This window comes from Streptomyces albicerus (assembly GCF_008905045.1).
Lineage (GTDB): Bacteria > Actinomycetota > Actinomycetes > Streptomycetales > Streptomycetaceae > Streptomyces > Streptomyces albicerus.
Genome location: NZ_VWMY01000070.1, coordinates 12,757 through 37,140, shown reverse-complemented (window position 1 = coordinate 37,140; position 24,384 = coordinate 12,757). Strand labels below are relative to the sequence as shown.

Genomic DNA, 24,384 nt, shown 5'->3' with positions numbered 1-24,384 from the left:
GTCAACTGCCTTTCTGGGATTCCGAGTAGTCGTGGAAGCCGCGCCCCGACTTCCGGCCGAGCAGTCCGGCCTCCACCATGCGCAACAGCAGCGGAGGTGCGGCGTGCAAGGGCTCCTTGAAGTCGGCGTACATCGCGTCGGCGATCGCTGCGAGGGTGTCCAGGCCGATCAGGTCGGCCAGGCTCAGCGGGCCCAGGGGGTGGGCGCAGCCGAGGACCATGCCCGTGTCGATGTCCTCCGCGGAGGCGAAGCCGGACTCCAGCATCCGGATCGCGGAGAGCAAGTACGGCACCAGCAGGGCGTTCACCACGAAGCCCGCCCGGTCCTGGGAGCGGATCACCTGCTTGCCGAGCGTGCCGGTGACGAACCCCTCTGCCCGGGTCTGGGTTTGAGGGCTCGTCAGCAGGGACGGCACGATCTCCACGAGGCCGAGGACCGGGACCGGGTTGAAGAAGTGCACCCCGATCACCTGGTGCGGGCGGGTGGTGGCCATGCCCAGTTTCATGATGGGCAGCGAGGAGGTGTTCGACGCGAGCAGTGCGTCCTCGCGTACGACGATGCGGTCGAGGGCGGCGAACAGGTCGAGCTTGACAGCCTCGTCCTCGGTCGCCGCCTCCACCACCAGGTCCCGGTCGGACAGGTCCATGAGGTCGGAGACGACCCGCACCCTGGCCAGCGCGGCGTCGCGCTCCTCACCGGTGAGCTTGCCGCGCCGTACGCCCCGGTCGAGCGAGGCGGTGATCCGGGACCGACCGGCCTTGGCCGCCTCCTCGTTCACCTCGTGCACCACGACGTCCAGCCAGACCCGGGCCGCAGACCTCGGCGATGCCCGCGCCCATCAGTCCGCAGCCGACGACGCCGACCCGGCGCACGTCCGCGCCCGGCCCACCGCTCACCGGAAGGCCGCCTGCCCCGTCAGGGCCTGGCCGATCATGAGGGTGTGCATCTCCACGGTGCCCTCGTAGGTGAGGATCGATTCGAGGTTGTTGGCGTGCCGGATGACCGGGTACTCCAGCGAGATGCCGTTCGCGCCCAGGATGGTGCGGGCGGTCCGGCAGATCTCCAGTGCGCTGCGGGTGTTGTTGAGCTTGCCGAAGCTGACCTGCTCGGGGCGCAGCCCCCGGTCGTCCTTGGTCCGGCCGAGGTGGAAGGCCAGCAGTGTGCCCTTGGCGAGTTCGAGGGCCATGTCGGTCAACTTGGCCTGGGTGAGCTGGAATCCGCTGATGGGGCGGCCGAACTGGACCCGCTCGCCCGCGTAGGCCAGCGCCGTCCGGAAGGCCGAGCGTGCGGCACCCATCGCGCCCCAGGCGATGCCGTACCTGGCCTCGTTGAGGCAGGACAGCGGTCCCTTGAGGCCTTGCACCTCCGGCAGGACGGCCGTACCGGGCAGTCGTACGGAGTCCAGGACGAGCTCGCTCGTCACGGACGCCCGCAGCGACATCTTGTGCTTGATCGCGGGGGCCGAGAATCCAGGGGTGTCGGTGGGCACGACGAAGCCGCGGACGCCGTCGTCGGTGCGGGCCCAGACCACCGCGACGTCGGCGACCGACCCGTTGGTGATCCACATCTTGCGTCCGTCGAGGATCCAGTCGTCGCCGTCGCGGCGGGCGGCGGTGCGCATGCTGCCCGGGTCGGAGCCGGAGTCGGGTTCGGTGAGCCCGAAGCAGCCGATGGCGGTGCCCGCCGCGAGACGGGGAAGCCACTCCTCCTTCTGCTCCTCGGACCCGAACGCCCAGATCGCGTACATGGCCAGGGAGCCCTGGACCGAGACCAGGGAGCGCAGGCCGGAGTCGGTCGCCTCGAGTTCGAGACAGGCCAGCCCGTAGTCGACGGCGCTCATCCCGGCGCAGCCGTAGCCCTCCAAGTGCATGCCCAGCAGGCCGAGTTCGCCGAGTTCCTTGGTGAGTCCGCGGATGTCCTCGATCGCTCCCTGCTCGAACCATTCGGCGATGTGCGGTTCGACGCGCCGGTCGCAGAAGGTGCGGACGGTGTCGCGGACGGCGCGCTCGTCCGAGGTCAGCAGACTGTCGATCTCCAGAAGGTCGAGGGGGTCGGCCGGTCGGCCGGAGTTCTGCGCGTGCATCGGGGCTCCAAAGCGAAGAGAAGCGAGGAGAGATGAGACGAGAGGAGAGAGGTGAAGGGGGATGGGGACGGGGCCGCCGGTCCTGAGGGGGAGTTGGCCGACGGCCCCCGGTCATAGGGATCAGGACGTCGCTGTCGGGCTGATGATGAAGTTGCTGAAGCCGCCGTTGCGCTCCGCGATGCCGCTGATGGCCTCGTTGACCTGCTCCAGCGGGATGACCTGGTGCTCCAGCGGGCTCAGGTCGAGCAAGCCCGCCTCCACCATGTCGGCCATGGTCTGGCCCTCGCCGGAGGTGAACCAGGCCGAGCCGATGAGCCGCAGCTGCTGGTCCATCATGCGGTGGATGTCGATGGGCAGGTCACCGGCGACGGCGCCGATGTTCACCGCGATGCCGCCGCGCGCCATGGCCCGCATGCCGGCCAGGAACGTTTCGTGCGGGGCGCCCGGGCCGAGGGCGTCGATGTAGATGTCGACGCCGTAGTTGTCGGTCTCCTGGTGGATCCAGTCGTCCAGCGGGCCGTCGTTGAGGGAGTGCAGGTGCAGTCGGCCGCCGCCCAGTTTGTCGACCTGGTCGAGCAGGCCCTGGTCGCGGCCGGTGCCGTAGACCTGGGTCAGGCCCAGGGCGGGCGCGAGCAGGGCGGCGCCGATGCCGAGGGTGCCGCTGATGCCGTTGACCAGGACCGACTTGCCCGGACCGGCGCCGGCCTTGCGGAGGGCGGAGTACATGGTGCCGAGGTAGCCGAAGCGGGCGGCGGCGTTGAAGGACAGGTTGTCGGGGATCTTCACCAGGGAGTAGGCCGGGGCGACCATGTACTCGGCGAGGCCGCCCTGGTAGCGGTCGAGGAGGTCGATCGCGGTGGGGGAGAAGCCGAAGTACCCGGCGAAGGCGTAACTGGCGCAGTTGATCGAGTCGTTGTTGCGGCACGAGCGACAGGACCCGCAGCTGCGGCCCGGGTTGACATACACCCGGTCGCCGACCTCCCATCCCTGGACTCCCTCGCCGACCGCCTCGACCACACCGGCCGGGTCGAGCCCGAAGATCGCCGGGAGCGTGGGCAGGGGGCTGTGCGGGAACCACGTGGTCCACATGCTCAGGATGTTTGCGAGGTTCGGGACGATGTTGACGGCGTGCACGGCCACCCGGACGTCGCCGGGGCCCGGCTCGGGAACAGGGAGTTCCTCGATCAGCATCGGCTCGCCGACGGCGTGCATCCGCGCGGCTCGCATGGTCGCACTCATGGCTTCTCCTTGGTGTGGGTGGTGGAGAGGTCGCCGGTGGAGCCGGCCCCCATCTCATGGTTCGGGGATATGGATGTGGGGGGCGGGATGTGCGTGGGGCTCTCTGGGGCGTGGAGCTCTGGGAGATGCGGTTCTGCGGTGTTGATGTCGGCCGTCGAACCGCACCATCGGTGCCGTCTGTACGGCGTCGCCGTCGTCGTACGGCGTGATCGGTCGCCCGGCGGTCCGGTCGGACCGCCCGTACGGCGTGCGTGATCTCAGTCGTCCAGCAGCGTCGTCAGCCGCTGCCGCTGGAGCTTCCCGGTCGCCCCTCGGGGCAGTGCCGGGACGACGCAGAGGAGGCGGGGCCACTTGTGGCGGGCCAGCCGTCCGTCGAGGTGGGCGCGGACGTCGTCGAGCGTCGGTTCGCCGGAGTCGGAGACGAGGAACGCGGTCACGACCTCGCCCCATACCTCGTCCGGAGTCCCGGACACCGCGACCTCGACCACGCCCGGAAGGTCGGCCAGCGCGTTCTCGACCTCGGCGGGGTCGACGTTCTCGCCGCCGGTGATGATCGTGTCCTTGACCCGGCCGACGACCTCCAGCCGGCCCTCGGCGTCGACCCGTCCCCGGTCGCCGCTGTGGAACCAGCCCTCGACGTCCGTGACCGGCCGCAGCCCGGTCGCCGTCCAGTAGTGCGAGGCGACCGACGGCCCGCGCACCCAGATCTCACCGGCGACACCCGCCGGGGCGGGCGCCCCCGCCCCGTCCACGACCAGCAGCTCGGCATGGGGCACGGCACGCCCCGCGACGGCGGCGGCCGTGTCGAGCGGCGAGTACGTCACCCCCGCACAGGTCTCCGTCAGCCCGTAGGAGTCGGCGACCCCGATGCCGCGCTCATGGAGCTGCGCGCGGGTCGCCGTCTGGGCCGGTGCCCCGCCGGACAGGATCCATCGCAGTGTGTCCAGGTCACCGCTGGTGAAGTGGGGGTGCCGGGCCAGCAGCGCGGCCATGGCGGGCACCGCGAACGCGCAGGTCACCCGATGGTCACGGACCAGATCGGTGAACAGGTCCGGGTCGAACTTCGGCGCCAGCACCACCGTTCCGCGCCGTGCCCAGGTGTACTGCGGAAGCCCGCCCAGTACGGCCACGTGCGCCAGCGGGGTGGAGACGAGGGCGACGTCGTCCTCGCCGACAGGCAGCAGGGACAGGCCGTTGACCATGCTCCAGCGCAGGTTGTCGTGCGTGAGCGCGACCCCTTTGGGGCGGCCGGAGGTCCCAGACGTGAACGCGATGATCGCGACATCGGACCCGGCGGGCGGCTCGGGATCCGCGGCCGGCGCCGACTCCTCGTCGCCGGGGTACAGCTCGTCCCACGTCAGCCGGAAGCACGTACCACCGCCATCGCCCGACCCCGCGCTCAGGAACCGCTCGTCACCGACCACCGCACGCGGCACGGTCTCCTCGCGGAACACCGCCAGCTCGCCGCCGGTCACCTGAGGGTGGACCGGTACCAGGACCGCGCCCATCCGTGTCACGGCGAACAGCGTGATCAGCGCCTCAGGCCGGGCCGCCCCCTGCATCACCACCCGGTCGCCCCTGCGCACCCCGAACTTGTCCAGACGGGCGATCATGCGCCGCACGGCCAGATCCAGCTCGGCATAGGTCCAGGACCTGTCCGCGAAGATCAGGGCCGCGCGCGAGCCGGCCTCGGCCGCGCTCGTCACGAGGTGGGCGCCGAACCACACCTCGGTGGAGTCTCCGGTCATGCGCGCACCTCCTTCGTACGTCGGGCGCGGGCGAGGGCGCCGAGCGTGGACCCCGCGAGGTCGGCGGGGGAGACGGGCGGGTCCTGCTGGAGCAGCCGACGGGCCGCCAGGTGCTCGGCGGGCCAGTTCAGTGTCTCCACGGCCACCAGCCGCTCGTCGCGGAAGGCGTACGAGGCCAGCCGTTCCGGGGTGTCACCGGGCACCACCCGCACCTCGTCGGTGCTCGCCCGCAACCCCGCGATCTGGAGCTTCACCGGACCCTGGTCGCTCCAGAACCACGGCAGACTCTCGTACGGCCCGGCGGCGCCCCCGGCGATACGGCGGCCGACGAGCGCCCCCTGGTCGATGGCGTTCTGCACCGACTCCAGCCGGATGAGCCCGTCCGCGTGCGGATGCGGATGCCGGGCGCAGTCGCCTACGGCGGAGATACGGGGATCGGAGACGGAGCGCAGCTGCTCGTCCACGATCACCCCGTCGTCGACCGCCAGACCCGCCTCGCGGGCCAGTTCGTCCCTGGGCGCGGCCCCGATGCCGTAGACCACGAGGTCGGCGGGGAGCGGACCCTGGTCGGTGAGGACCTGGTGGACCTGTCCGTCCTTGCCCTCGATCCGCTCGACGGCCGTCCCGGTGAGGATCCGGACGCCGTCGCGCTCGTGCCGCTCCCGCAGATGTTCCTGGAGTTGAGGTGAGACGGCCCGGCTGAGCAGCCGGTCGGCCAGCTCGACCACCGTCACGCGCGCTCCGCGTGCCCGGGCGACCTGGGCCAGTTCCAGTCCGATGAACCCGCCGCCCACGACGACGACGTCGCGGGGCGTCTGCAGTGCCCTGCCGATCGACAGGGCGTCGTCGAGCGAGCGCAGCGCGTGGACGCCGTCGAGGTCGGCGCCAGGGACGGGCAGCGGCCGGTTGCGCGCGCCGGTCGCCAGGACGAGGTGCTCGTAGGGGACGCGCTCGCCCGAGCCGGTGGTCACCGCGCGAGCGGCCGTGTCGAGGGCGGCGACGTACTCGCCGAGCCGCAGATCGATGTCCCGCTCGCGGTAGAACGACTCGGGCACCAGGTCGACGCCCAGGCCCTCCGGTTCGGTGTGAGCCTTCTTGGACAGCGGGGGCCGCTGGTACGGCAGCCGGGGCTCGTCGGCGAAGACGGTGACCGGACCTTCGTACCCGGCGCCGCGCAGGGCCTGGACGACGCTGAACCCGGCCTGTCCGCCCCCGACGACGACCACACCCGAGCCTGCGCCGGGGGCGCTCATACCTGCTCCTCGGGGATGTGGACGACCAGCCCGTCGAGTGCGTCGGAGACCTGGATCTGGCAGCTGAGCCGGCTGGTGGGCCGGCGTTCGGCGGCGGTGAAGTCCAGCATCTCGTCCTCGACGTCGTTCGGCGGCCCCACCAGTTCGACGTGCCGTTGGTCGACGTAGACGTGGCAGGTGGCGCAGGAGGCGTTTCCTCCGCACTCCGCGACGATGCCGTCGACGCCGTTCGACACGGCCGCCTGCATGAGCACCGTCCCGGAACTGGCAATGACCTTGCGTTGGGTGCCGTCGGGCAACTCGAAGATGACGATGGGCATGAAGTCCTCCCGGTGGGGACGGCTCTAGTGGCTCAGCGGGGCTCACAGGGCCCGGCGGGGCTCAGACTTGCCAGGTGACGTTCAGCGAGGTGAGTCCCCGGAACACCCAGCCCTCCATCCGATCGTCCGCGCCCTCGACGAGGCGGAGTCCCTTGAGGCGGCTGAAGACGAGGGGCCAGGCGAGCGCGCTGACCTCGTGGCGCGCGACCCACGCGCCCATGCAGAAGTGCGGACCGCCTCCGAAGGCGAGATGGGGCTGGTGCGGTCGGTCGATGTCGAACTCGTCGGCTCGTTCGAAGACCGACTCGTCCCGGTTCCCCGAGGCGATGACGAGGGCCACGCGGCTCCCGGCGGGGAGAGCGACGCCCGCGATCTCGTAGTCCTGGGTGAGCTGGCGCGGATACATGCCGATCGGCGAGATCCAGCGCGCGGTCTCCTCGAAGACCCGCTTCCAGAGCCCCGGATCGGCCACGACCCGGTCCAGTACGTCCGGGCGTTGCAGCAGTGCCTGGGCACCGACCCCGAAGACGTCCCGCGGTTCGTTGACGCCGCCGCCGATGATGACCTTGATGTTGTTCTGGATCTCGGTCAGCTCCACCGGATCGGCCGCGTGGACCATGGAGGAGATCACCGAGCCGTCGGGCTCGCGGCGGGCGGCCTCGGCCATCTCGGCCACCGCGTCCTCGATGGCCCGGGTGGCCTGCTCGGCACGCAACCAGATGTCGGGGTCGTCGGCGTAGTTGCCGTTCGCCGCCATCATCGCCCGCGACCAGTCGGAGATGTCGTCGGCGCTCGCGTTGCGCAGCCCCAGGACCACGGCCAGGTTGGCCGCCGCGAGCGGCTCGGCGAAGTCGCCGATCAGGTCGCCCTCGCCGCGCCCGGCGATCCGGTCGAGCAGCTCGTGCGCGGTGCGTTCGAAGGTCCCGGCCCACAGGTCGCGGACCTGGCGGGGGCGGGTCGGCGGCTCGGCCGCAGCCCGCAGCCGCCGGTGCTCCGGGTCGTCCTCCCGGAGCAGATTGGGGCCGACGGTGCGCAGCAGCAGCGAACCCTCCTCGCGCGAGCTGAACACCTCCGGCAGCTTCTCCGCATGGACGATGTCCTCGTACCGAGTCAGCAGATGCCGTCCGACCGACGGCACCCACGCCAGCGGGGCGGTGCGGCGCAGCTCCGCGTAGGCCGGGTACGGGTCGTCGCGCAGCTCAGCGAGATCGAGCTCGACGACGGGCGCACCCGGGGCAGCGGCCATCAGGGCGCTCATGCGGGGCCGCCGGCGCCCATCAGGACGAAGAAGACCGTGGCGGGCTCGGTGCCGGGGTTGCGCCAGGCGTGCCGGGTGGCGTTCTGCACGACCAGGTCGCCGGGCCCCAGCGTGGCGACCTCACCGCCGTCGAGGTCGAGGACGATCTCGCCGTTCAGGACGACGCCGTAGTCCACGGTGGGCGTGGTGTGCATGCCCGGGTTGTCGGGCTCGAACAGCTCCGCCAGACCCGGGGTGGCCTCCAGCTGTTCGCCGGCGGCGGCCGCCGGGTCCCAGGCCGGGTCGGCGTAGACACTGGCCGGCGGGAAGGTGACGGTCAGGGCTATCGTCTCGCCGGGGGCGGGCACGAACGACTTCAGGGACTCCGTCGGGTCGGCCGACGGAACGGCGGGCGCCGCCGTGTTCCACACCACGGACCGGGCGAAGCCGGGGGTGTGGGTGAACTGACGGGTGCGCGGCGGCTCGCCGTCACTGACGATCACGGGCTTGCCGCTCGGGCTGACACCGGTGACGACACGACGGACCATGATTCTCTCCTTTGAGAAACCGACGGGGGGCGTCAGGTGAAGGTGGCTGAACGTTAAAGCGCTTAGGGGGGTATTCGACAGAGGTGTGACAGTCAAAGTTCTGACGATTTTGAAAGGTGGCGTCACCACGGGCTCCGGGCAGTCGTCCGAGGGCCGGGCGCGGTCGTTCAGTCTGCGACCGGGGTCTCCTGATTGACCAGGGTTCGCAGCAGGTGAACCAGCTCACTGAGCTGGTCATCGCGTAGGACGGCTGTCCAGGCCCGCTCCCGCAGGGTCTGGGCCTCGATGGCCTTCCGCAGCGTCTCGCGGCCCTCATCGGTGAGCTCGACGATCAGCTGGCGACGGTCGGTCTCCACGCGACGGCGGGTGACGAGACCGCGGTTCTCCAGGGTCGTCAGCGCGCTGGAGATGCTGGCGCGCGTGGACCCGGAGACCCGGCCGATGTCCTGCTGGGCGAGCCCGTCGTAGGCCCACAGGGCGTTCAGGATGCGAAAGCCCGCCCAGGTCAGACCGAGCGGCCGGTGGACGTGCTTCTCGAAGTCCTTGGTCAGCCGGGCCTCGAGGCGGGTGAGATCGGTGACCATCTCGATCGCGTCGAGATCCCGGGGATCGGTCGTGCCCAGCTCGCGATGGTGGTGGCGCAGCAGCTCCGAGAACTCCCGGGTCCGGCGCAGCCTCGCGGCTTCCGCTTCTCCTACGGTCTCCGTCACGATCTCCCGCCCTCTCTGGTCCGACCGGACCGCAGTCAGCCGCCGACGACCGGGTTGACCATAGTGCCGACGCCCGTGACCTCAGTCCGCAGGACCTTACCCTCGGTCAGGTACAGCCGAGGAGTGCGGCGGACACCGCAGCCTGCGGGGGTGCCGGTGAAGATCAGGTCGCCGGGCTCGAACGTGACCCGCTTCGACAGCCAGGCGATCAGCTCGGGCACGCTGAAGATGAGGTCCGAGGTGCGGCCGCGCTGCACCTCGAGGTCGTCGACCCAGCCGGCCACCTCGATGTCGTCCGGGTCCTCGAACTCGTCGAGCGTCACCAGGTACGGGCCGATCGGGCTGAAGGTGTCGTAGGACTTCGGCAGCGTGAACTGGTTGATCGGCTTGCGCCACTGCTCCTTGCGGTCGCTGATGTCCTGACCTGCCGTGACACCCGCCACGTAGGACCAGGCGTCGGCCGCGGAGATGTTCTTGCCGGTCTTCCCCATGACCACCACGAGCTCGGCCTCGTAGTCGACCTTGTCGTACTGCGGCTCCACCACGATGGAGTCGTACGGACCGACCACGGAGGAGGCGAACTTGGCGAAGACCGACGGCTCGTCCGGGACGGGCAGGTTGGACTCCTCGGCGTGCGCGCGGTAGTTCAGGGCCACGCCGATTGCCTTGTAGGGCTTGGCGACCCGGCCCAGATCAGGCTGCGCGAACGGCTTCCAGTCCGCCTCTTCGGCCCGCTCGGCGAGGGTGCGCAGCTCGTCGTGGAGCGAGAGGTCGGAGAGCACCTCGAGGCGCGGCTCGATCGCTCCCTTGCTGGCGTCCGCGATGTCGAGGGCGAGGTCGTCGCGGACGACGGCCGGGCGGCCGTCGAGGTTGGCGAACTTCATGCGGCTTCTTCCTTCTGCTCGGTCGGTTCGGGCAGGGGCAGTGCGAGGTCGCCCTCGACCTGGACCCCGAGGGTGTTGATGACGGTGGCGATGGTCAGGTATTGGCCGACGGTGTAGAGGACGTCGATGACCTGCTCGGTGCTCAGGTGGGCCGTCAGCCGGTCCCACAGCTCGGCGTCGACGCCCTGGCGGTCCAGGAGCGAGTCGGTGGCGGTGAGCAGCACCCGGTCCAGCTCGTCCAGTCCGTCCCAGTCGCCGGTCGCGGCTGCCAGGATCGTGTCGTCGGCGAGCCCGGCGCGGCGGGCGATCCGGACGTGCTGGTCCCACTCGTACGCGGCCCGCGCCCGGGCGGCGATCCGCAGGATCATCAGCTCCCGGGACGACAACGGCAGGGTGTTCTTCCCCAGTACGTGGTTGCCGAAGACGATGAAGCGGCGCAGCGCCTCCTCGTGGTGGGCCAGCGTCGCCCAGATCGTGTAGATCCGCCCGTCCTGATCGCGGTACGGCGCCAGCGACGTCAGCGTCTTCTCATGCAGCTCGCCCTCGTCGACGGGCTGCAGGCGGGCCTTCTCGGGCACTACTCCCGACATCGGGGACCTCCTCGGCTCGATGGCGTCAACGTATTCGTACGAGCCTTGACCGTCAAGGGTCTAACAAATATCGTCTTCGCCATGACGATCCAGAGCCTTGGGTATGTGGGCATCGGTGCGCCCGACCCGGATGCATGGGCGGAGTACGCCCGGACAGTGATAGGTCTCGCGGTCGAGCCGGGGGCTGCGGCCAACAGCGGCTCCGCCGGGGGCGGTGACTTCGCGTGCCACCGCCTGCGTATGGACCAGCACCCGTTCCGGATGTGGCTGACCGAGGCGGAGACCGGCGGTGTGACGGTCATCGGGTGGGAGGTCCGCGACTCGACGGCCATCGACGAGATGACGGTGCGGCTCAAGGAGGCCGGAGTCGACGTCGCCGTCGGCACGGACGAGGAGTGCCAGGACCGCCAGGTGACCCGGATGGTGCACTTCACCGGCCCTCTGGGCATCCGCACCGAGCTGTTCTGCGGCCGTCGCCTCGCCCCGAGCCAGTTCGTCTCACCGCTGGGCGTCGACTTCGTGACCGGCGAACAGGGGCTCGGACACGTCGTGATGAAGACCCCGCACGTCCAGAAGGCGGTGGACTTCTACTGCGACGTCCTGGGCTTCCGGCTCAGTGACACCGCCGACTACCCCTGGGGCACGTTCTACTTCCTGGGGTGCAACCCGCGGCACCACAGCATCGCCTTCATCCGCTCGTACAAGAACGAGGGCACCCATCACATCCTGTGCGAGGTGACGAGCCCGGAGGAGGTCGGCCGCGCCCTGGACCGGACCCGCGAGCACGACGTCGAGCTCATGGCGACGCTCGGCAAGCACGCCAACGACGGGATGTTCTCCTTCTACATGAAGTCGCCCGCCGGCTTCGGCATCGAGATCGGCGCGGGCGGTGTGCAGGTCGACGAGAGCACCTGGGTGAGCCGCACCTACACCGCCGACATCTGGGGCCACCACCCCGTGGACTGATAGCCCTTCACCTCCAGCCGCCCTCGACGAAAGCAGCCGTATCCCATGCTCCAGAGTTTTCTGCAGGACACCTGGGTCACCCCCACGGTCACGCCCGCGTCGGCGGTGGCCGTACGCGACGCGGTCACCGGCGAGACGGTCTGCCACGTCTCCTCCGAAGGGCTCGACGTCGCCGGGGCGTTCGCCCACGCACGACGCGTCGGCGGTCCCGCCCTGCGCGACCTCACCTTCCCGCAGCGAGCCGACCTCCTGGACGCGGTCGCCGCCGCCGTCCGGGCCCGCCGCGAGGAGCTCTACTCGCTGTCGGCCCGAGCCGGAGCGACCCTCACGGACGCCCGGTACGACGTCGACGGCGGCGTCCGCGTCCTGCGCGACTACGCCGCCCGGGCCAGGGCTGAACTCCCGGACGCCCCCTACCTGCTGGAGGGCCCCACCGAACGCCTCGCGCGCGGTGAGGACTTCCTCGGCGTCCATCTCGTCTCCCCCTCACCAGGCCTGATGCTCCAGGTGAACGCCTTCAACTTCCCGGTCTGGGCGCCGCTGGAGAAGCTGGCGCAGGCTGTGCTGGCCGGCATGCCGAGCGTGGTGAAGCCGGCCACGCCCACCGCGTACCTCAGCGAACACCTCGTCCGGATCGTGGCCGAGGCCGAGGTCCTGCCGCCCGGTGCCCTGCAGCTGGTTGTGGGCTCGGTGCGCACGGCGCTCGATCTGCTCCACGAACAGGACGTGCTCTCCTTCACCGGCTCGGCCGCCACCGCCGCGACCCTGCGCACACACCCGAATCTGGTGGCGCGCTCCGTCCGGTTCAACGCGGAGGCCGACTCCGTCAACGCCATCGTGCTGGCCCCGGACGTCGCACCCGGATCCCCGCTGTTCGAGGCATTCGTCCGTGAGGTCGTCACCGAGATGACGGTCAAGGCGGGCCAGAAGTGCACCGCGATCCGCCGGGTCCTCGTTCCGCGCGAGCGTGAACTCGCCGCCCTGGACGCGATCTCGGCCGAGCTGGCAGGGGTGACCATCGGCAACCCCGGAGCGGAGGGCGTCCGGATGGGGGCGGTCGTCAGCCTGGAGCAGCGCGACGACGTACGGCGGGCGGTGCGCGCCATCGCCGAGTCCGGCCGCTTCGTGTACGGCGACCCGGGCAAGGTGCGCGTGGTGGACGCCGACCCGGAGCGGGGCGCCTTCCTGGACACGCTGTTGATCTCCGCGGACCCCGACGCCTCGGCACCCCACGAGGTCGAACCGTTCGGGCCGGCCGCGACCGTGCTGGCGTACCGCGACACGGCCCACGCCACGGACCTGGTCGCGCGCGGCCGAGGCAGCCTCGCCGCCTCCGTGGTCGGCGACGACCTCGCCTGGACGACCGCCTTCGTCCGGGAGACGGCCCCCTGGCACGGGCGGCTCCACCTGCTGGACTCGACGAACATGACGCAGACCACCGGGCACGGATCCCCGCTCCCCGCTCTGCGCCACGGCGGCCCGGGCCGGGCCGGCGGGGGATCGGAAATGGGGGGCACCCGTGGTGTCGTGGACCTGATGCAGCGAACGGCACTTCAGGCATCACCGAGGCTGCTGGACTCACTCCGGAACGGGCACGCGCGGCCGCCGGCCGACTCCGCGTGACGGCCATGCGCGCGAGGCGGGCACGTTCCGAACGGCTCAACCGCTGTACCGCACCCGTGGAACACGGAGCGGACCTGCCGGCCACGATGCTGCTGGCGCTGGCCCTGGCCTACGGAGTCTCCCCGCTGGCCATCGACATGTATCTGTCGGCGTTTCCGCGCATGGCGCGTGACCTGCATGCCTCGGCCACCGGCGTCCAGCTGACGCTGACCGCGTTCATGACCGGCCTGGCCGTCGGGCAACTGGTCATCGGGCCGCTGTCGGACCGTTGGGGCCGGCGTCGGCCGCTGCTGGCCGGGACCGCGGTGAGCGTGCTCGCGGGGCTGCTCTGCGCTGTGGCACCCTCCGTCGGACTGCTCGTCGCGGCCCGTTTCGTGCACGGCGTCAGCGGCGCCGCCGGGATCGTCATCGCCCGTGCCGTGGTCGGGGACCGGGCGCGCGGGGCGGGTGCGGCCCGGGCGTACGGACTGCTGATGATGACGGCCGGCGTGGCACCGGTCGTCGCCCCGCTGATCGGCGGAGCACTGGTTGGTGCCGTCGGCTGGCGCGGGATCTTCCTCGTCCTCGCGGGCCTGGCGGCCCTGACGTTCCTCGGCGCGCTCTTCCTGGTCCCCGAGACTCTGCCGCACGACCGGCGGAGCGGCGGAGGGCTCGCCACCACCCTCCGCCGTACCGGCACCGTCCTCGCCGACCGCCCGTTCCTCGGTTACGCCTTTGCCTTCGCCTTCGGGTTCGGCACCCTGTTCAGCTACCTCGCGGCGTCGCCGTTCGTCTACCAGAACGTCTTCGGTCTCTCGATCGGGACCTACGCGGTGATCCTGGCTGCCAACGCCATCGGGTTCACTGCCACCAGCGCCCTCAACCGGAGGATCGTCCGGCGCTTCGGCGCCCGTCTCCTGCTGCGCGTCGGCCTCGTCGTCATGGCGGTGTGCGCCACGACGCTGTGCCTGCTCGCCGGCACCGGACTGCTCGTCCGCGACGTCGCCGTCCCGCTGGTCTTCGTGACGGTGTCTTCGCTCGGTCTGATCGCGGCCAACGCCACGGCGCTCGCCGTCGCCCGGGCCCCGCAGGCGGCGGGCAGCGCGTCGGCGATCCTCGGGGCTCTGCAATTCGGTCTGGCCGCGACCGTCTCCCCGCTGGTCGGACTGGGCGGAGAGAACACCGCGCTCCCCATGGCCGTGGCCATGGCCGCCTCGACGGTCGTGGCGGGCACGGCCGTGCTGGTGCTGGCGGGAAGCGACCGGGACGGTGATGAACTCGCATGACCCAGCGGTCACTCCACTGGATCCTACGGGCCGTCCGTGGAGTTCGCCGCCTTGAGGGGAGCGCGCCGCAGTTGCTCACGGCGAGCCCGAGGGGCGTCCGTCGGTGCGGCACGGTCAAGTTCATGCCTCGGCTGCGGCTGTACCGACGGTTGATGCCGTGATGGCGGCCAGGAACGCGCTGCGGGCACTGGCGGACCGCGGCGTATCTGGTGATGCCGATCTGATGGACCCCGGGTCCTCCGTCCGTCTTCGGCTCGAAGTCGCAGCAGGTCAAGTCCCTCGTCGGCTGCTGGCGTATCGACCAGCTCATCGGTGACGTCCCTGACGAAGCCTGGGAGCGGCTCTCCTGCGGTGACGGAGCCAAGGCCCCGCATCTACGACTGGGCAGCCGCCCGCCTACCGACGATCAGCGTCTTCGACGGCGACAGCCCACTCACCAGCGGTGGGTTATGGCCCGCCACAGCATTGCCCACCAGGACGAGATCGCCTACTACCGCGAGTAACTGCCTCTGGCTGCCTCTGACTGCCTCGCGTCCCTATATGCACAGATCAGATGGGTGTGTCAGGGGTGCATGAAGGCGGGGGAGTCTCATCCTGCGAGTTGGCGATCGGTGAACCAGGACCGGCTCCGCTTTGAACAGAAACCGGCCAGGTTCTTGGTCTGCTGGTGGTACAGCGGCATCGCGTCGCTGACCTGCTCACAGAACGGCCATGGACAGCTCGTCTGAGTCGGTGGCGCGGGAATGGCTGGGATCTTGTTTTGCCCGGGACGGTGGCCCGGCCGCGGTAGCGGTCGGGCCCTGCGGCAACCGCTCGTACTCCCGGCCAGACAGTGGCACCGGCCAGCACTGCCCTGCACGCTGAAGCCCGCCCGCTGCTACCGCAGGGCGACAATCCGCCGGTCGTGGCCGCAGGTGGTGGCCAAGCCGCTCTGATAAGACGGTCCCACCTGGCACAGGTCGTAACTACCGTCCAGGGGCGTCCAGTCGATCCATGACAGGTGCGTAGTGCCAGGTCAGGGCCTCACATTCCGGGGGAGTCCGCACAGTTGGTGAGACCTGTGTGAGAGCGGGTGAGACGACGACGCCCCGCCGGAAGGCTCCGGCGGGGCGTCTGCGCGCGGTGGGCTACGACGGCGTGCAGTGTCCGGCGAGGGCACCGTTGTACTCCGGCTCTCCGGTTTCCAGCACGCGGAGCAAGGATGCGGTGACGACACGTGTCGTACGGCCGATGCGTAGCACGCGGCACGGGAACTCCCCGCGACGCACCAGGTCGTAGCCCTTCGCCCGAGAGAACCCCAACGCCCTGGAGGCGTCTTCCACGCTCCCCGTTCCGTCCCAGGTGGCGCGGATGTGCGTAGGGCTGTAACGGGTGCCTTGCACCTCGTTGGTCTGTTCGTGCAATTCGGATTCTCCAGTTGCTAAGACGGTGCGGTTTGCGCGCAGCCGATGGGGTTTGAAGCTGCCGAAACGTGTCGCGCCAATGCCTTTGGCGGGTCAGTGGATCACGGTGACGGCCCGGGAATTGATCAAAACAACAAGTGACGTAAGTGAGGTCACCTGCATTGAACGCGCTGAGGGTTGATGCCGATGAGCAGGCCACCCCGTTGCAGGTCGACTTCATTCCCGGGTGCACTCGGGATGCGATAGTCGGCCCCTACGGGGTGGGCGAGGAGGGGATGCTGCTACGCGCCTTACGGGACCTTGAGCACTCACGGCTCCTGTTCCGCAGGAGCTCTGCGGCAGCGCAGAGTGCTGACAGCCGCGCGACGCTTTCAAGTGACAGCCGTCTTGGTGATTCCTTTCGACGTAGGGGCAGGTAGTGGCGGTGGACCATCGATGATCCGCGGGATTGCCGGTTTGGCTAACCGGCGATCCCGCGCTATGTTGCTCCGCTTCGAAGCTGTCTGGGCTCAAATGCGCCCACTCGTGCGGACCAGCTGTTGCAGCCCGGGCCCGTTCCTGCTGCCCCCTCCAGCAGGAAACGCCTGTCCAGCTCGGTGCCGTAACTGCCCCGGCCTTCCGCTACTCCTTCGGCAACGGCGCCGACACCCACGTCTGGACGACGTTCTAGAAGCCACCCCACGCCTCAAAACGGCGTAGCACCGGCGTACGCGTTGGCGGCGACTTTCGCCCAAGTCACCGTATGGTCTCCAGCTGGTGTACCGTCCACCGACACAGCACTGGTCGTACGGGAGTTCGGGGCCTCTCGGTGATCGGACTGAAGATCCCGGGGGTCTACTGGGACGACGAGAAGGCCGTGCGCCTGCTGGTCGAGTACTTCACCCGACGACGCTCAAGCAGTGACCTGTACTATTCCGGCGCGCACTTCGAGCGCCTGGCGGGGGCGGGGACGCCGAGCCATGCTTCGACAGCAACGACATGGTGGCAATCACTACGCTCAGTGTCTCCCTCGAGCCGCACGGGGCGATGAACTTGCTGACCGACCCCGACGGGCACTGGGCGCGCCTGCTGTCGCCCATCCCTCGTGACGCGCGCTTGGAGCATCCTGGAAGCGATGCGCTCACGGAGGAGGGCGGACCCGCGTGGGAGCTGTGGAAACGCCTGGCCGGCAGCAAGCAGTACCCCAGCAAGCCCGACGGCAGCGGCCTGGTTGTCGCAGGCAAATTGCTGGCCCGCAAGCGTCTTTACCTCATCCCCATCTACGACATCCGCATCAAGCAGCTGTTCGAGCGGCCGAAGGCGGACCACTCCTTCTGGGCCGCGCTGGCTGCGGCCCTGCGGGCGGACAACGGCGCTTTCCGCGATCAGTTGGTCTGTCTCCGCGACAAGGCGGGTATCGGCGAGGACATCGGCGTCCTGCGCGTGTTCGACGTCATCGCCTGGATGCATCAAGGCCGGCAGGGTCAGGTCCCGACGAGCTGAGCTCTGATGTGGAGTGTGGCGGGGAGGCGCATGTGGAGGTCACCGAGGCCGGCAGTCCGAACTCCTGTCCTCGAATTTGATGTGTTTTCGATGACTCATCACGTGGAGTGCGTGGCGATTCTGGAACCTGTCGCCAAGGGCTCCTGATCTGCGGTTTTGTCGTGTGCATTATGTGCGGTGTGGGCGTTACGGGCGATGTCTTGACGCTCGTTGATCTTGCTCATTGACAGTGAGTCAGATCGCTGGGTGGGCAGGTCGGTGCTCTGCTGAGACTCGATCGGAGCGGGACTTGTCGAGGTTTTCGGGGAGCTTGTCGGCTGCGAGTGGCAGAGTTGCGTACGCGGGCCTGCGTCCGGAGGAGGCGGTTGCGGTGGTTCTGCCGGACTGCCGCCTGCCCAGAACGGGTTGGGGACGGGTGATCGTGCATCGTATCCTGCCGCAGGCGGGCAAGCGATGGACCGACACCGGCCAGTACCACGACGAGCGCGGGCTGAAGAACCGCCCGCCGGGCGAGACGCGGGTGGTGCCGCTGCCGCCGAATCTGGTGGCCCTGTGGTGCGAGCACGTCGCCACCTCTGGCACGGCCGACGACGGCCGACTGTACTTCAGCGAACGCGGCGGCATCATCAACTACACCACCTACCACCGGGTCTGGCACGAAACCCGCGACCTCGCCCTGCCACCCGCGCTCACCAGCACCCCGCTCGCGAAGCGGCCGTACGACCTGCGGCACTCGGCGCTGTCCACCCGGCTGTGCGCGGGCGCGGACCCGGCCGAGGTCGCCCAGCGGGCGGGCAACAGCGTCGAGGTCCTGCTGAGCCGGTACGCGAAGTGCCTGTACGACCGGCAGTCCATCAACAACCGGCGCATCGAAGGGCTCCTGAGCCCCTATGACCAGCCGCCCGACCCGGATCAGTAGCGGCTGCCGGAAAGCGCTGCCCCATGGACGAGAGCCGGTTTGCTGATCGGGCCGGGAGTGTGGCCGGTCGGCCGACGCGGTGTCGCGGGTGTGCGCCTAGCGTCGTTCGGACCAAGCCACCGCGCTTACAGATGTCCACGGGCCAGTGTCAGGAATTCCGTCGCTGCCGCCTTCAGCTCGAATTTCGCCGTTCTGATCAACCGTCGGCTAGGTGTGCCATCTCATGAGGTTGGTTCCACGGCGTCCTCGAACGTGAGCTGCTGTGGGACGGTGTCGAGCGGCTCTGGAGACTCGTCGAACACCATCCGGTTGTCGCTCCCCGAAGTCCGGCTGATCGGCGGTCGGCCTCCGAGCGCGGCGCGGCGTTCGCGCTCGGACGTGTAGTCGCAGGCGGCGAAGAACGCGACGGCCCGGTGCCAGAACGCGGCCGCGGTGATCGCGCGTTCGTTTTCCAGGGCGTCGGTGTAGGCGAGCCGGAGTGGCTGGGACGGGCTTCGGTGGGAGCATCGGGACGGACCGGCGTGGCCCACCTGCGGGTGAGGCCTTCGTCGTCCTGAGAGTGGAAGGTTTCACCGTAGGATCTGGCGCTGCACGAGCGGGCCGGCCAGGCGCTCAAGGAGCACCGCGCGGGGATCCGCCGGTACTTCAGATTCCGGGGTGTGCGCTGGCTGACTCGGACAAGGCGGCCGACAAGCTGGCGGGGGAGAGCCGTGCCGACACCTCAGGTACTCGATGAATTGCTGCGTCAGCTGAGGCCTCGTGTCTGCCAGGATGCCGATCTTGATTCGCAGACGCTGATTGACTGGTTGGGGCGGCAGCTCGGCGCGGAGATCGCCCTGGTCGACCGCGCGGGCACGGTGGAGGTGTCCACTGCCCGCCTCGCGCCGGACATCCTTGCCGGTCTCCAGCCGGTGCTGACGCAGTTGTCGAGCGGACAGCTGGCCGCCGCGGCCTCGCGGGTGGGCGTGTTCCATGTGCGGTGCGAAGCGCTGGGACGGCACGTGCCGCGTCCGGTGCTGGTGGTGGGCAGCCCCCTGCCGCTGACACGCGAGGCGCTGGCGCTGGCGTCCCATGTCGGCGCCGTGGTCGAGGTGTTGCGCCGTGTCCGGCAGGCCGACGACCTCGCCCTGCGCTACCAGCAGGCGGCAGCGCGGCTGCGCCTGGCGGTCTTCACGGCCCTGATGGCCGGAGAACCGACGCTGGCCCGCCGGATGACGGCCGGTGCCGTTCCGCCGCTGCTGGACGCTGAACGTCTGCGCATCCACCTGCTGCGCTGCCCGCCCTCAGACCGCGGCAGGCTCATCGACGCCTACCAGGATGCGTCCGGCTATCACGGTCGCGGCCTGATGGTGCGCTGCCCTGTCTACGACGACCACCTCATCTGTCTCCTGCCCATGGACCACGACGACAGTGTGGACGGCGGTCTGGCCGCGACTTTGCGGGCGCTGGTGCGAGACAACCCGCACTACGCGCTGGGCATCAGCGCCCCCGCGTCCTTGCCGGCCACCGCGCGGGCCTACGATCAAGCCCGCCATGCCCTGGCCGTCGCCTGCCACACGCCCGACCAGATAGCCGACTACCACGGCCGGCCACCGCTGGCCGGACTGCTCCCCCGTCGGCAAGCCCTCGCCTGGGCCCATGCCTTCCTGGAGCCGATCAGAAAGGCCCCCCGGCTCACCCTCGACATCACCAGCCTGGCCCTGAACTTTCCCCGCTCCGGTGTGGCGCGGCTGCTCGACATCAGCCGCAACACCGTCACCGCCCACCTGACGCGTGCCCAAGACGCCCTCGGCCTCAACCTGCAGGACCCTCACAGCCGCGCCGAACTCGCCCTGGCCCTGGCGATCACCGACCTCCCGCCACCCGACAACAACGCCGTAACCGAGCAGCTGCCGACGCCTTCGGTGGACAGTCTGCTGTCCACCGAAGCGGCCATCACCTGGGCGCACGCCTTCCTCCAACCCCTGCAGTCCGGCACGGACCGCACCGTGCACCAGACCCTGCGAGCCTGGATCGAGGCCGGCACCGATGCCCAGCGAACGGCCCAGAACCTCGGCATCAGCCGCACTACCGTTCGCGCCCACCTGCGCGCCGCCGAACAGCTCCTGAAGCGCAGCCTCCAGACCCCAGGCCCCGGCACCCACGAACTCGTCCACGCGTTCCGCATCGCCGACCGTGCACCGTGAACAGTCGCAACCCCGCAACTGCGCACCGTGCGCATTGCCCACCATCCACAGTGCTCCCTACAGTCTGCTTCACCCGGCCTGCGATTGCGCCTGGGGCGATCTCCAGACGACAACAACGAAATGTGCGCTCCGCAGAGCCAATAGGGGGCATAAGACGATGGGGCGAGCGTTTGCGGCCGCTTGCACGGTCACGCTGATCACGGCACTTACTGCATTCACCGCGGCCGGCTGCACGAACAGCGTGGGCGACGGGCCAAGGGCCGCTCACCCGGAACAAGACTCCGTGCACCGGAGCGTCGAGGGGCAGGAGCGGGACCTGACCGACGCCGAGGAGGTACTGGTCGAACACGCCGAGTCGATGCTGGTCAAGAAGTGCATGGAGGGCAAAGGGTTCCGCTACTGGGTGGCGCCGATGGCGAGCGTCGCGGAGCGCCAAGGGAACGGCTACGTCCTGGACGATGTCAACTGGGCGCGCACGTACGGCTACGGCGGGGAGTTCGAGAAGAAGGCCGAGCGGGCTCGCCTGGCCGACCCAAATGCCGCGTACGCCAACGCCCTCCCGGTAGCAGATCGGATCCGCTATACGAAGACCCTGGACGGCGACCTCTCGAAGGGCGAACTGTCGGTGGATCTTCCCGCCGGCGGCACCGTCAGCACAACCAGCACGGGCTGCCTGGCCGCGGCCAGGGGGAAGCTGTATGGCGACGCCGCGACCTGGTTCCGCGTCAATAAGATCGCTACGAGTTTGACGCCTCTCTACGTTCCGCATCTCGTCAAGGACCCGCGCTTCGTGAAAGCGGTCGAGGCCTGGTCGCGGTGCATGCGCAAAGCTGGCCACGCCTACGCGTCCCCAGACGAGATCCGGGAGGAGCGCCATGCGCTCGCGCAGGGAATGAGCGCCGCGCGGGCCCATGCCGCCGAGGTGCAGTTGGCGGTGACCGAAGCCACGTGTGCGGTAAAGACCTCGCTGGGCAAAACGGCTCGCGCCCTCGAGCGTGAGTACCGCGCCGCGAAGCTCCAGCGCTACAGCGAAGACATCGCCGCCTATCAGCGTATGAGACTGGGCGCTTTGGCTCGGGCCGAAAGCATTACCGACTCCGAAGCCTGACGGCACCGGACCGTCCGGACGCACCGGACCTCTCAGATTCCGCGGCACACGGCCGCAGATGTTCCACCACACCGCACAGAAGACGGAGCAGCCATGCGCAAAATTCCTGCGGCTCTTTCCGCTCTGGCCCTTGGGGGGCTGGGAGCGCTCGTACCCGCGACGAGCGCACAAGCCGACAACTGGGCTTGCAACGATAACTACACGGCGGCGGCGTACGGGTACATGTACGCCTATAACGACATCGAGTGCCACGGCGGTGCCCTCGGCTACAGCAAGAGCTGGGACTCGGACTGGGGCAACAGCAGCGGTCCGTTCCAAGGCACGGACACCAACAAGGCGTCATCCATCCTGAACAAGGGGAGCATTGCGGTCAAGTTCTTCAACGGCACCGGACAGGACTGGGGCGGGGGATACGTCTGCCTCTCCAAGAACGAGCTCTACGCCAGCAATATCGCTGACGACTACTTCACCGGCGGCAATATCCAGGTCACCGACAACATCAGCTCCCACAAGTGGGTGACTAACAACAGGTGCTCACCTACCAGCTGGGCTACCTGACCGAGCCCAGGGAGCCGGGCCTGTACGTGTCGCCCGGGCGGGTGTGCACCCCGACCACAGGCCCGACCATGGCCTGGTTGCACCCGACCAGGAGCCGCACCCCGGGATTCCGGTGCCGCCCGAGATGGCGTCCGTATTCCGGGCTCCCTTGATTCGATCGTCGGGGCGGTCGGTGTCGATGGTGTCCGCGAGGGGTTCGGCGTAGGTGGTGAGCCGGTGCCGCAGAGCGGGGTAGTGGCCGTGGTCGCGGTCATCGAGGTGGTAGCGGGTTGCACCAGACCCCGACCGGGCCGTAAGCCTGCCGCGCGAGTCGTGCAGGTTCGCTTAACACGCGTTGAACGAACATTGGTCAGAGGGCCGTAGCGTCCGTGCCCACGGCGGCAGCACCACACTTGGCCGCCCGGACGGGGAAGGGAACACGGTCAACTACACGCCGGTGCCCAGCACTTGGGGCAACATGAGCCCCGGGATGGAGCTGGCCCCGGCCAGCGCAGCTCGTCCGAAGACGTCAAAACATGACCATCAATGGGGGGACTACATGGCTCAGATCATGAAGCAGGCGATGAAGCGTGCAGGCACTACGGCATTGGCCTTCGGGATCGCTCTGGCGGGGACCATCGCCTTCGGTGCCAGCCCAGCCGCTGCCGCCTACAAGTGCAACGGCGACAAACAGCACAAGGAGTTCTCCACGCCCGGCCTGAACACCGACTTCTACATCAAGTTGTGTGTCGTGCGTGAGTCGGGTAGCAACAAGTACGTCGCCTATGCCTACGGCAACTGGAAGGACGGCGGCGGGGTCGTCGACAAGTTCGAGAAGTTCGACATATACCTGCGGCTCGAGCAGGGTGACGTGGCCAAGGCCAGTAGCTACTGCGAGATGGGCCCGGCCATCTACCTGGATGCGACAGCGGACTTCGACCGGTACGGCGACGAGAACGGCTTCGCGCTCGACTGCGACCTGGAAGCGACGAAGAACACCACCAGCAGGAACAACTGGACCGCCGACGCCTTCATCAACTACAACATCAACAACGATGGCAAGGGCACCCAGACTTGGTCTCTGGGCGGCACCGGCAGCATCGCCTAGCACTCGGTCCCTCGCGCGGGCGACTTCGGTCTCGCGCTCGATGGCTGCGACCGCGGGTGGCACCACCCTGTCGCAGACAAGGGGCACCCGCCAGAACGGTTCGCCGTCCTGGCGGGTGCCCGGTTTCATCGCCGCGAGCCGTTCCGCCAGGTCAGGGGTGTGAAGCGCGCCCAAGGCCGACGGCCAGGGCTGTCACCGACGGCGCGGGCCGGCGGTAGCGGGGCTGAGGCCAGCAGCCGATGGGCCCGTTGCGGTCCGGGGCCACGGGCTTCGCGTTGAACGGGTGGGCGGTCACATCCGCTCGGACGGGCCAGTACGTAGGCGAGCCGGCAGTCGGACAGGGCGGCCCGCAGGTATGCGTTGGTGCCGTAGGCGGCATCGGCCACCGCGACCGGCGGTGTCATGCCCCAGCCGGCCAGCGTGCCGAGCATGTCCAACGCCAGGCGCCACTTCTCGCGGCGCCTGATCTCGGCCGGGATGCGGGTGAGGGTCCGGCGGCTGGCGTCCGAGGCCCATTCTGTGGGGAGGAACAGCCGCCATTGCAGCGGGCAGGAGGCGGTATCGGTGGCGGCGTGGACGCTGACCGCGACCTGGCTAGTTGGCCCTCTTGCCCAACGCCCCGCAGTAAGCCGCACACCGCCCTGGGCGGGAAGCCACCGATCAGCCGGACCTCCGGCAGCGACTACCGCGTAACCTTCGACCAGCCGCCGGATCCGTTCGACATCCTCCCGCAGCAGCTGGCGTTCGAAGACGCCGTGGAACCAACGTCCTGAGACACCACAGCTAGGTGGCTCGCGCGGGTGACCTCTGGTCATCAGTCCGGCCTGGGGGCGGACGGCAGGGAAGCATCGGCGGTGCTTATGTCGCCTGCTGTGAGGGACCCGCCGATGCTTCCGGAGCCGACCGTCCCCGCATCTCTGCTCGCCGTACTGGCCATGGGATCGGCTACGGCACCTGCTTCGTCGTCCTGGGGCTGGTGGTGGAGCTGCCGTTCCTGCCCCGGCCGGTGTGATCGATGCCGACGACTTCGGGAGCCGGATCGCGCCCGCTGGGTCAGGTCCAGTCGAGAATCCGCCGCACAACGCCCGTGACTGCCCGTCTGATCCACCCGAACAGTCCTGCCGCCACGGCCACATCGGCCCCCGCCACGGCCACATCGGCCCCCGCCACGGCCA

The 24,384-nt window shown here is 69.3% G+C and carries 22 protein-coding genes and 2 pseudogenes; 10 read left to right on the top strand and 14 right to left on the bottom strand.

Annotated elements, in window-relative coordinates; all coding sequences use genetic code 11:
• Position 1: 1 nt before the first annotated feature.
• From GAS53_RS43825 to GAS53_RS43775, 11 genes and pseudogenes are all read right to left on the bottom strand, one after another.
• Positions 2-839, bottom strand: a pseudogene (locus GAS53_RS43825) (3-hydroxybutyryl-CoA dehydrogenase).
• 53 nt (positions 840-892) lie between these two features.
• Positions 893-2,083 (bottom strand): acyl-CoA dehydrogenase family protein, encoded by a 1,191-nt coding sequence (locus GAS53_RS43820; protein ID WP_151483358.1) that lies wholly within the window; start codon positions 2,081-2,083, stop codon positions 893-895.
• A 120-nt stretch (positions 2,084-2,203) separates the two neighbouring features.
• Complete coding sequence (locus GAS53_RS43815; RefSeq protein WP_151483357.1) at positions 2,204-3,322, bottom strand: alcohol dehydrogenase catalytic domain-containing protein; 1,119 nt, start codon at positions 3,320-3,322, stop codon at positions 2,204-2,206.
• A gap of 257 nt (positions 3,323-3,579) precedes the next feature.
• Positions 3,580-5,070, bottom strand: a complete 1,491-nt coding sequence (locus tag GAS53_RS43810) for a class I adenylate-forming enzyme family protein (RefSeq protein WP_151483356.1) — start codon at positions 5,068-5,070, stop codon at positions 3,580-3,582.
• Positions 5,067-6,323, bottom strand: coding sequence for an NAD(P)/FAD-dependent oxidoreductase (locus GAS53_RS43805; RefSeq protein ID WP_151483355.1), 1,257 nt, complete (start codon positions 6,321-6,323; stop codon positions 5,067-5,069). The genes GAS53_RS43810 and GAS53_RS43805 overlap by 4 nt, the downstream gene beginning before the upstream one ends.
• Positions 6,320-6,643 (bottom strand): 2Fe-2S iron-sulfur cluster-binding protein, encoded by a 324-nt coding sequence (locus tag GAS53_RS43800; protein WP_151483354.1) that lies wholly within the window; start codon positions 6,641-6,643, stop codon positions 6,320-6,322. The genes GAS53_RS43805 and GAS53_RS43800 overlap by 4 nt, the downstream gene beginning before the upstream one ends.
• 61 nt (positions 6,644-6,704) lie before the next feature.
• Positions 6,705-7,889: a cytochrome P450 gene (locus GAS53_RS43795; RefSeq protein ID WP_192583544.1), complete on the bottom strand. Its 1,185-nt coding sequence runs from the start codon at positions 7,887-7,889 to the stop codon at positions 6,705-6,707.
• Between the two features lie 8 nt (positions 7,890-7,897).
• Positions 7,898-8,428: a cupin domain-containing protein gene (locus tag GAS53_RS43790; RefSeq protein ID WP_151483352.1), complete on the bottom strand. Its 531-nt coding sequence runs from the start codon at positions 8,426-8,428 to the stop codon at positions 7,898-7,900.
• 167 nt (positions 8,429-8,595) lie between these two features.
• Positions 8,596-9,138, bottom strand: coding sequence for a MarR family winged helix-turn-helix transcriptional regulator (locus GAS53_RS43785; protein ID WP_225859462.1), 543 nt, complete (start codon positions 9,136-9,138; stop codon positions 8,596-8,598).
• 35 nt (positions 9,139-9,173) lie between these two features.
• Positions 9,174-10,022: a fumarylacetoacetate hydrolase family protein gene (locus GAS53_RS43780; RefSeq protein WP_151483351.1), complete on the bottom strand. Its 849-nt coding sequence runs from the start codon at positions 10,020-10,022 to the stop codon at positions 9,174-9,176.
• Entirely contained in the window at positions 10,019-10,612 is a 594-nt protein-coding gene (locus GAS53_RS43775; RefSeq protein ID WP_151483350.1) for a carboxymuconolactone decarboxylase family protein, read from the bottom strand. Before GAS53_RS43775 ends, GAS53_RS43780 begins: the two co-directional genes overlap by 4 nt.
• 81 nt (positions 10,613-10,693) lie before the next feature.
• On the opposite strand from GAS53_RS43775, the gene GAS53_RS43770 reads away from it, so the two are divergent.
• From GAS53_RS43770 to GAS53_RS58845, 4 genes and pseudogenes are all read left to right on the top strand, one after another.
• Entirely contained in the window at positions 10,694-11,578 is an 885-nt protein-coding gene (locus GAS53_RS43770; protein WP_192583543.1) for a VOC family protein, read from the top strand.
• Between the two features lie 45 nt (positions 11,579-11,623).
• The gene (paaZ, locus tag GAS53_RS43765; RefSeq protein ID WP_151483348.1) at positions 11,624-13,201 is read left to right on the top strand and encodes a phenylacetic acid degradation bifunctional protein PaaZ; all 1,578 of its coding nucleotides are present in this window, start codon (positions 11,624-11,626) and stop codon (positions 13,199-13,201) included.
• A 56-nt stretch (positions 13,202-13,257) separates the two neighbouring features.
• A complete protein-coding gene (locus GAS53_RS43760) occupies positions 13,258-14,466 on the top strand; it encodes a multidrug effflux MFS transporter (protein ID WP_225859461.1) in 1,209 nt (402 codons plus the stop codon).
• Between the two features lie 257 nt (positions 14,467-14,723).
• A pseudogene (locus GAS53_RS58845) lies at positions 14,724-14,960 on the top strand (IS701 family transposase); the annotation flags it as partial.
• A 633-nt stretch (positions 14,961-15,593) separates the two neighbouring features.
• Here the strand turns inward: GAS53_RS58845 and GAS53_RS43750 are convergent.
• The gene (locus GAS53_RS43750; RefSeq protein ID WP_225859460.1) at positions 15,594-15,869 is read right to left on the bottom strand and encodes a helix-turn-helix domain-containing protein; all 276 of its coding nucleotides are present in this window, start codon (positions 15,867-15,869) and stop codon (positions 15,594-15,596) included.
• A 978-nt stretch (positions 15,870-16,847) separates the two neighbouring features.
• Between GAS53_RS43750 and GAS53_RS43745 the strand changes: the two genes are divergently transcribed.
• Both GAS53_RS43745 and GAS53_RS43740 read left to right on the top strand, forming a co-directional pair.
• Complete coding sequence (locus GAS53_RS43745) at positions 16,848-17,351, top strand: DUF6308 family protein (protein ID WP_225859459.1); 504 nt, start codon at positions 16,848-16,850, stop codon at positions 17,349-17,351.
• A 421-nt stretch (positions 17,352-17,772) separates the two neighbouring features.
• Positions 17,773-18,270, top strand: coding sequence for a hypothetical protein (locus tag GAS53_RS43740; RefSeq protein WP_318723696.1), 498 nt, complete (start codon positions 17,773-17,775; stop codon positions 18,268-18,270).
• Between the two features lie 221 nt (positions 18,271-18,491).
• On the opposite strand, the gene GAS53_RS43735 is transcribed toward GAS53_RS43740, so the two are convergent.
• Positions 18,492-18,800, bottom strand: a complete 309-nt coding sequence (locus GAS53_RS43735) for a hypothetical protein (RefSeq protein WP_151483347.1) — start codon at positions 18,798-18,800, stop codon at positions 18,492-18,494.
• A gap of 180 nt (positions 18,801-18,980) precedes the next feature.
• On the opposite strand from GAS53_RS43735, the gene GAS53_RS43730 reads away from it, so the two are divergent.
• From GAS53_RS43730 to GAS53_RS43715, 4 genes are all read left to right on the top strand, one after another.
• Positions 18,981-20,456, top strand: coding sequence for a helix-turn-helix domain-containing protein (locus GAS53_RS43730; RefSeq protein WP_151483346.1), 1,476 nt, complete (start codon positions 18,981-18,983; stop codon positions 20,454-20,456).
• A gap of 283 nt (positions 20,457-20,739) precedes the next feature.
• Positions 20,740-21,564 carry a hypothetical protein gene (locus GAS53_RS43725; RefSeq protein ID WP_225859458.1) on the top strand — a complete coding sequence of 275 codons (825 nt, stop codon included), beginning with the start codon at positions 20,740-20,742 and terminating at the stop codon, positions 21,562-21,564.
• A 93-nt stretch (positions 21,565-21,657) separates the two neighbouring features.
• The gene (locus GAS53_RS43720; protein WP_151483344.1) at positions 21,658-22,122 is read left to right on the top strand and encodes a hypothetical protein; all 465 of its coding nucleotides are present in this window, start codon (positions 21,658-21,660) and stop codon (positions 22,120-22,122) included.
• A 538-nt stretch (positions 22,123-22,660) separates the two neighbouring features.
• Positions 22,661-23,209, top strand: a complete 549-nt coding sequence (locus GAS53_RS43715) for a hypothetical protein (protein WP_151483343.1) — start codon at positions 22,661-22,663, stop codon at positions 23,207-23,209.
• A gap of 125 nt (positions 23,210-23,334) precedes the next feature.
• Here GAS53_RS43715 and GAS53_RS55635 read toward each other — a convergent pair whose 3' ends face one another.
• Complete coding sequence (locus tag GAS53_RS55635; RefSeq protein ID WP_192583542.1) at positions 23,335-23,844, bottom strand: transposase; 510 nt, start codon at positions 23,842-23,844, stop codon at positions 23,335-23,337.
• Between the last annotated feature and the right edge of the window lie 540 nt (positions 23,845-24,384).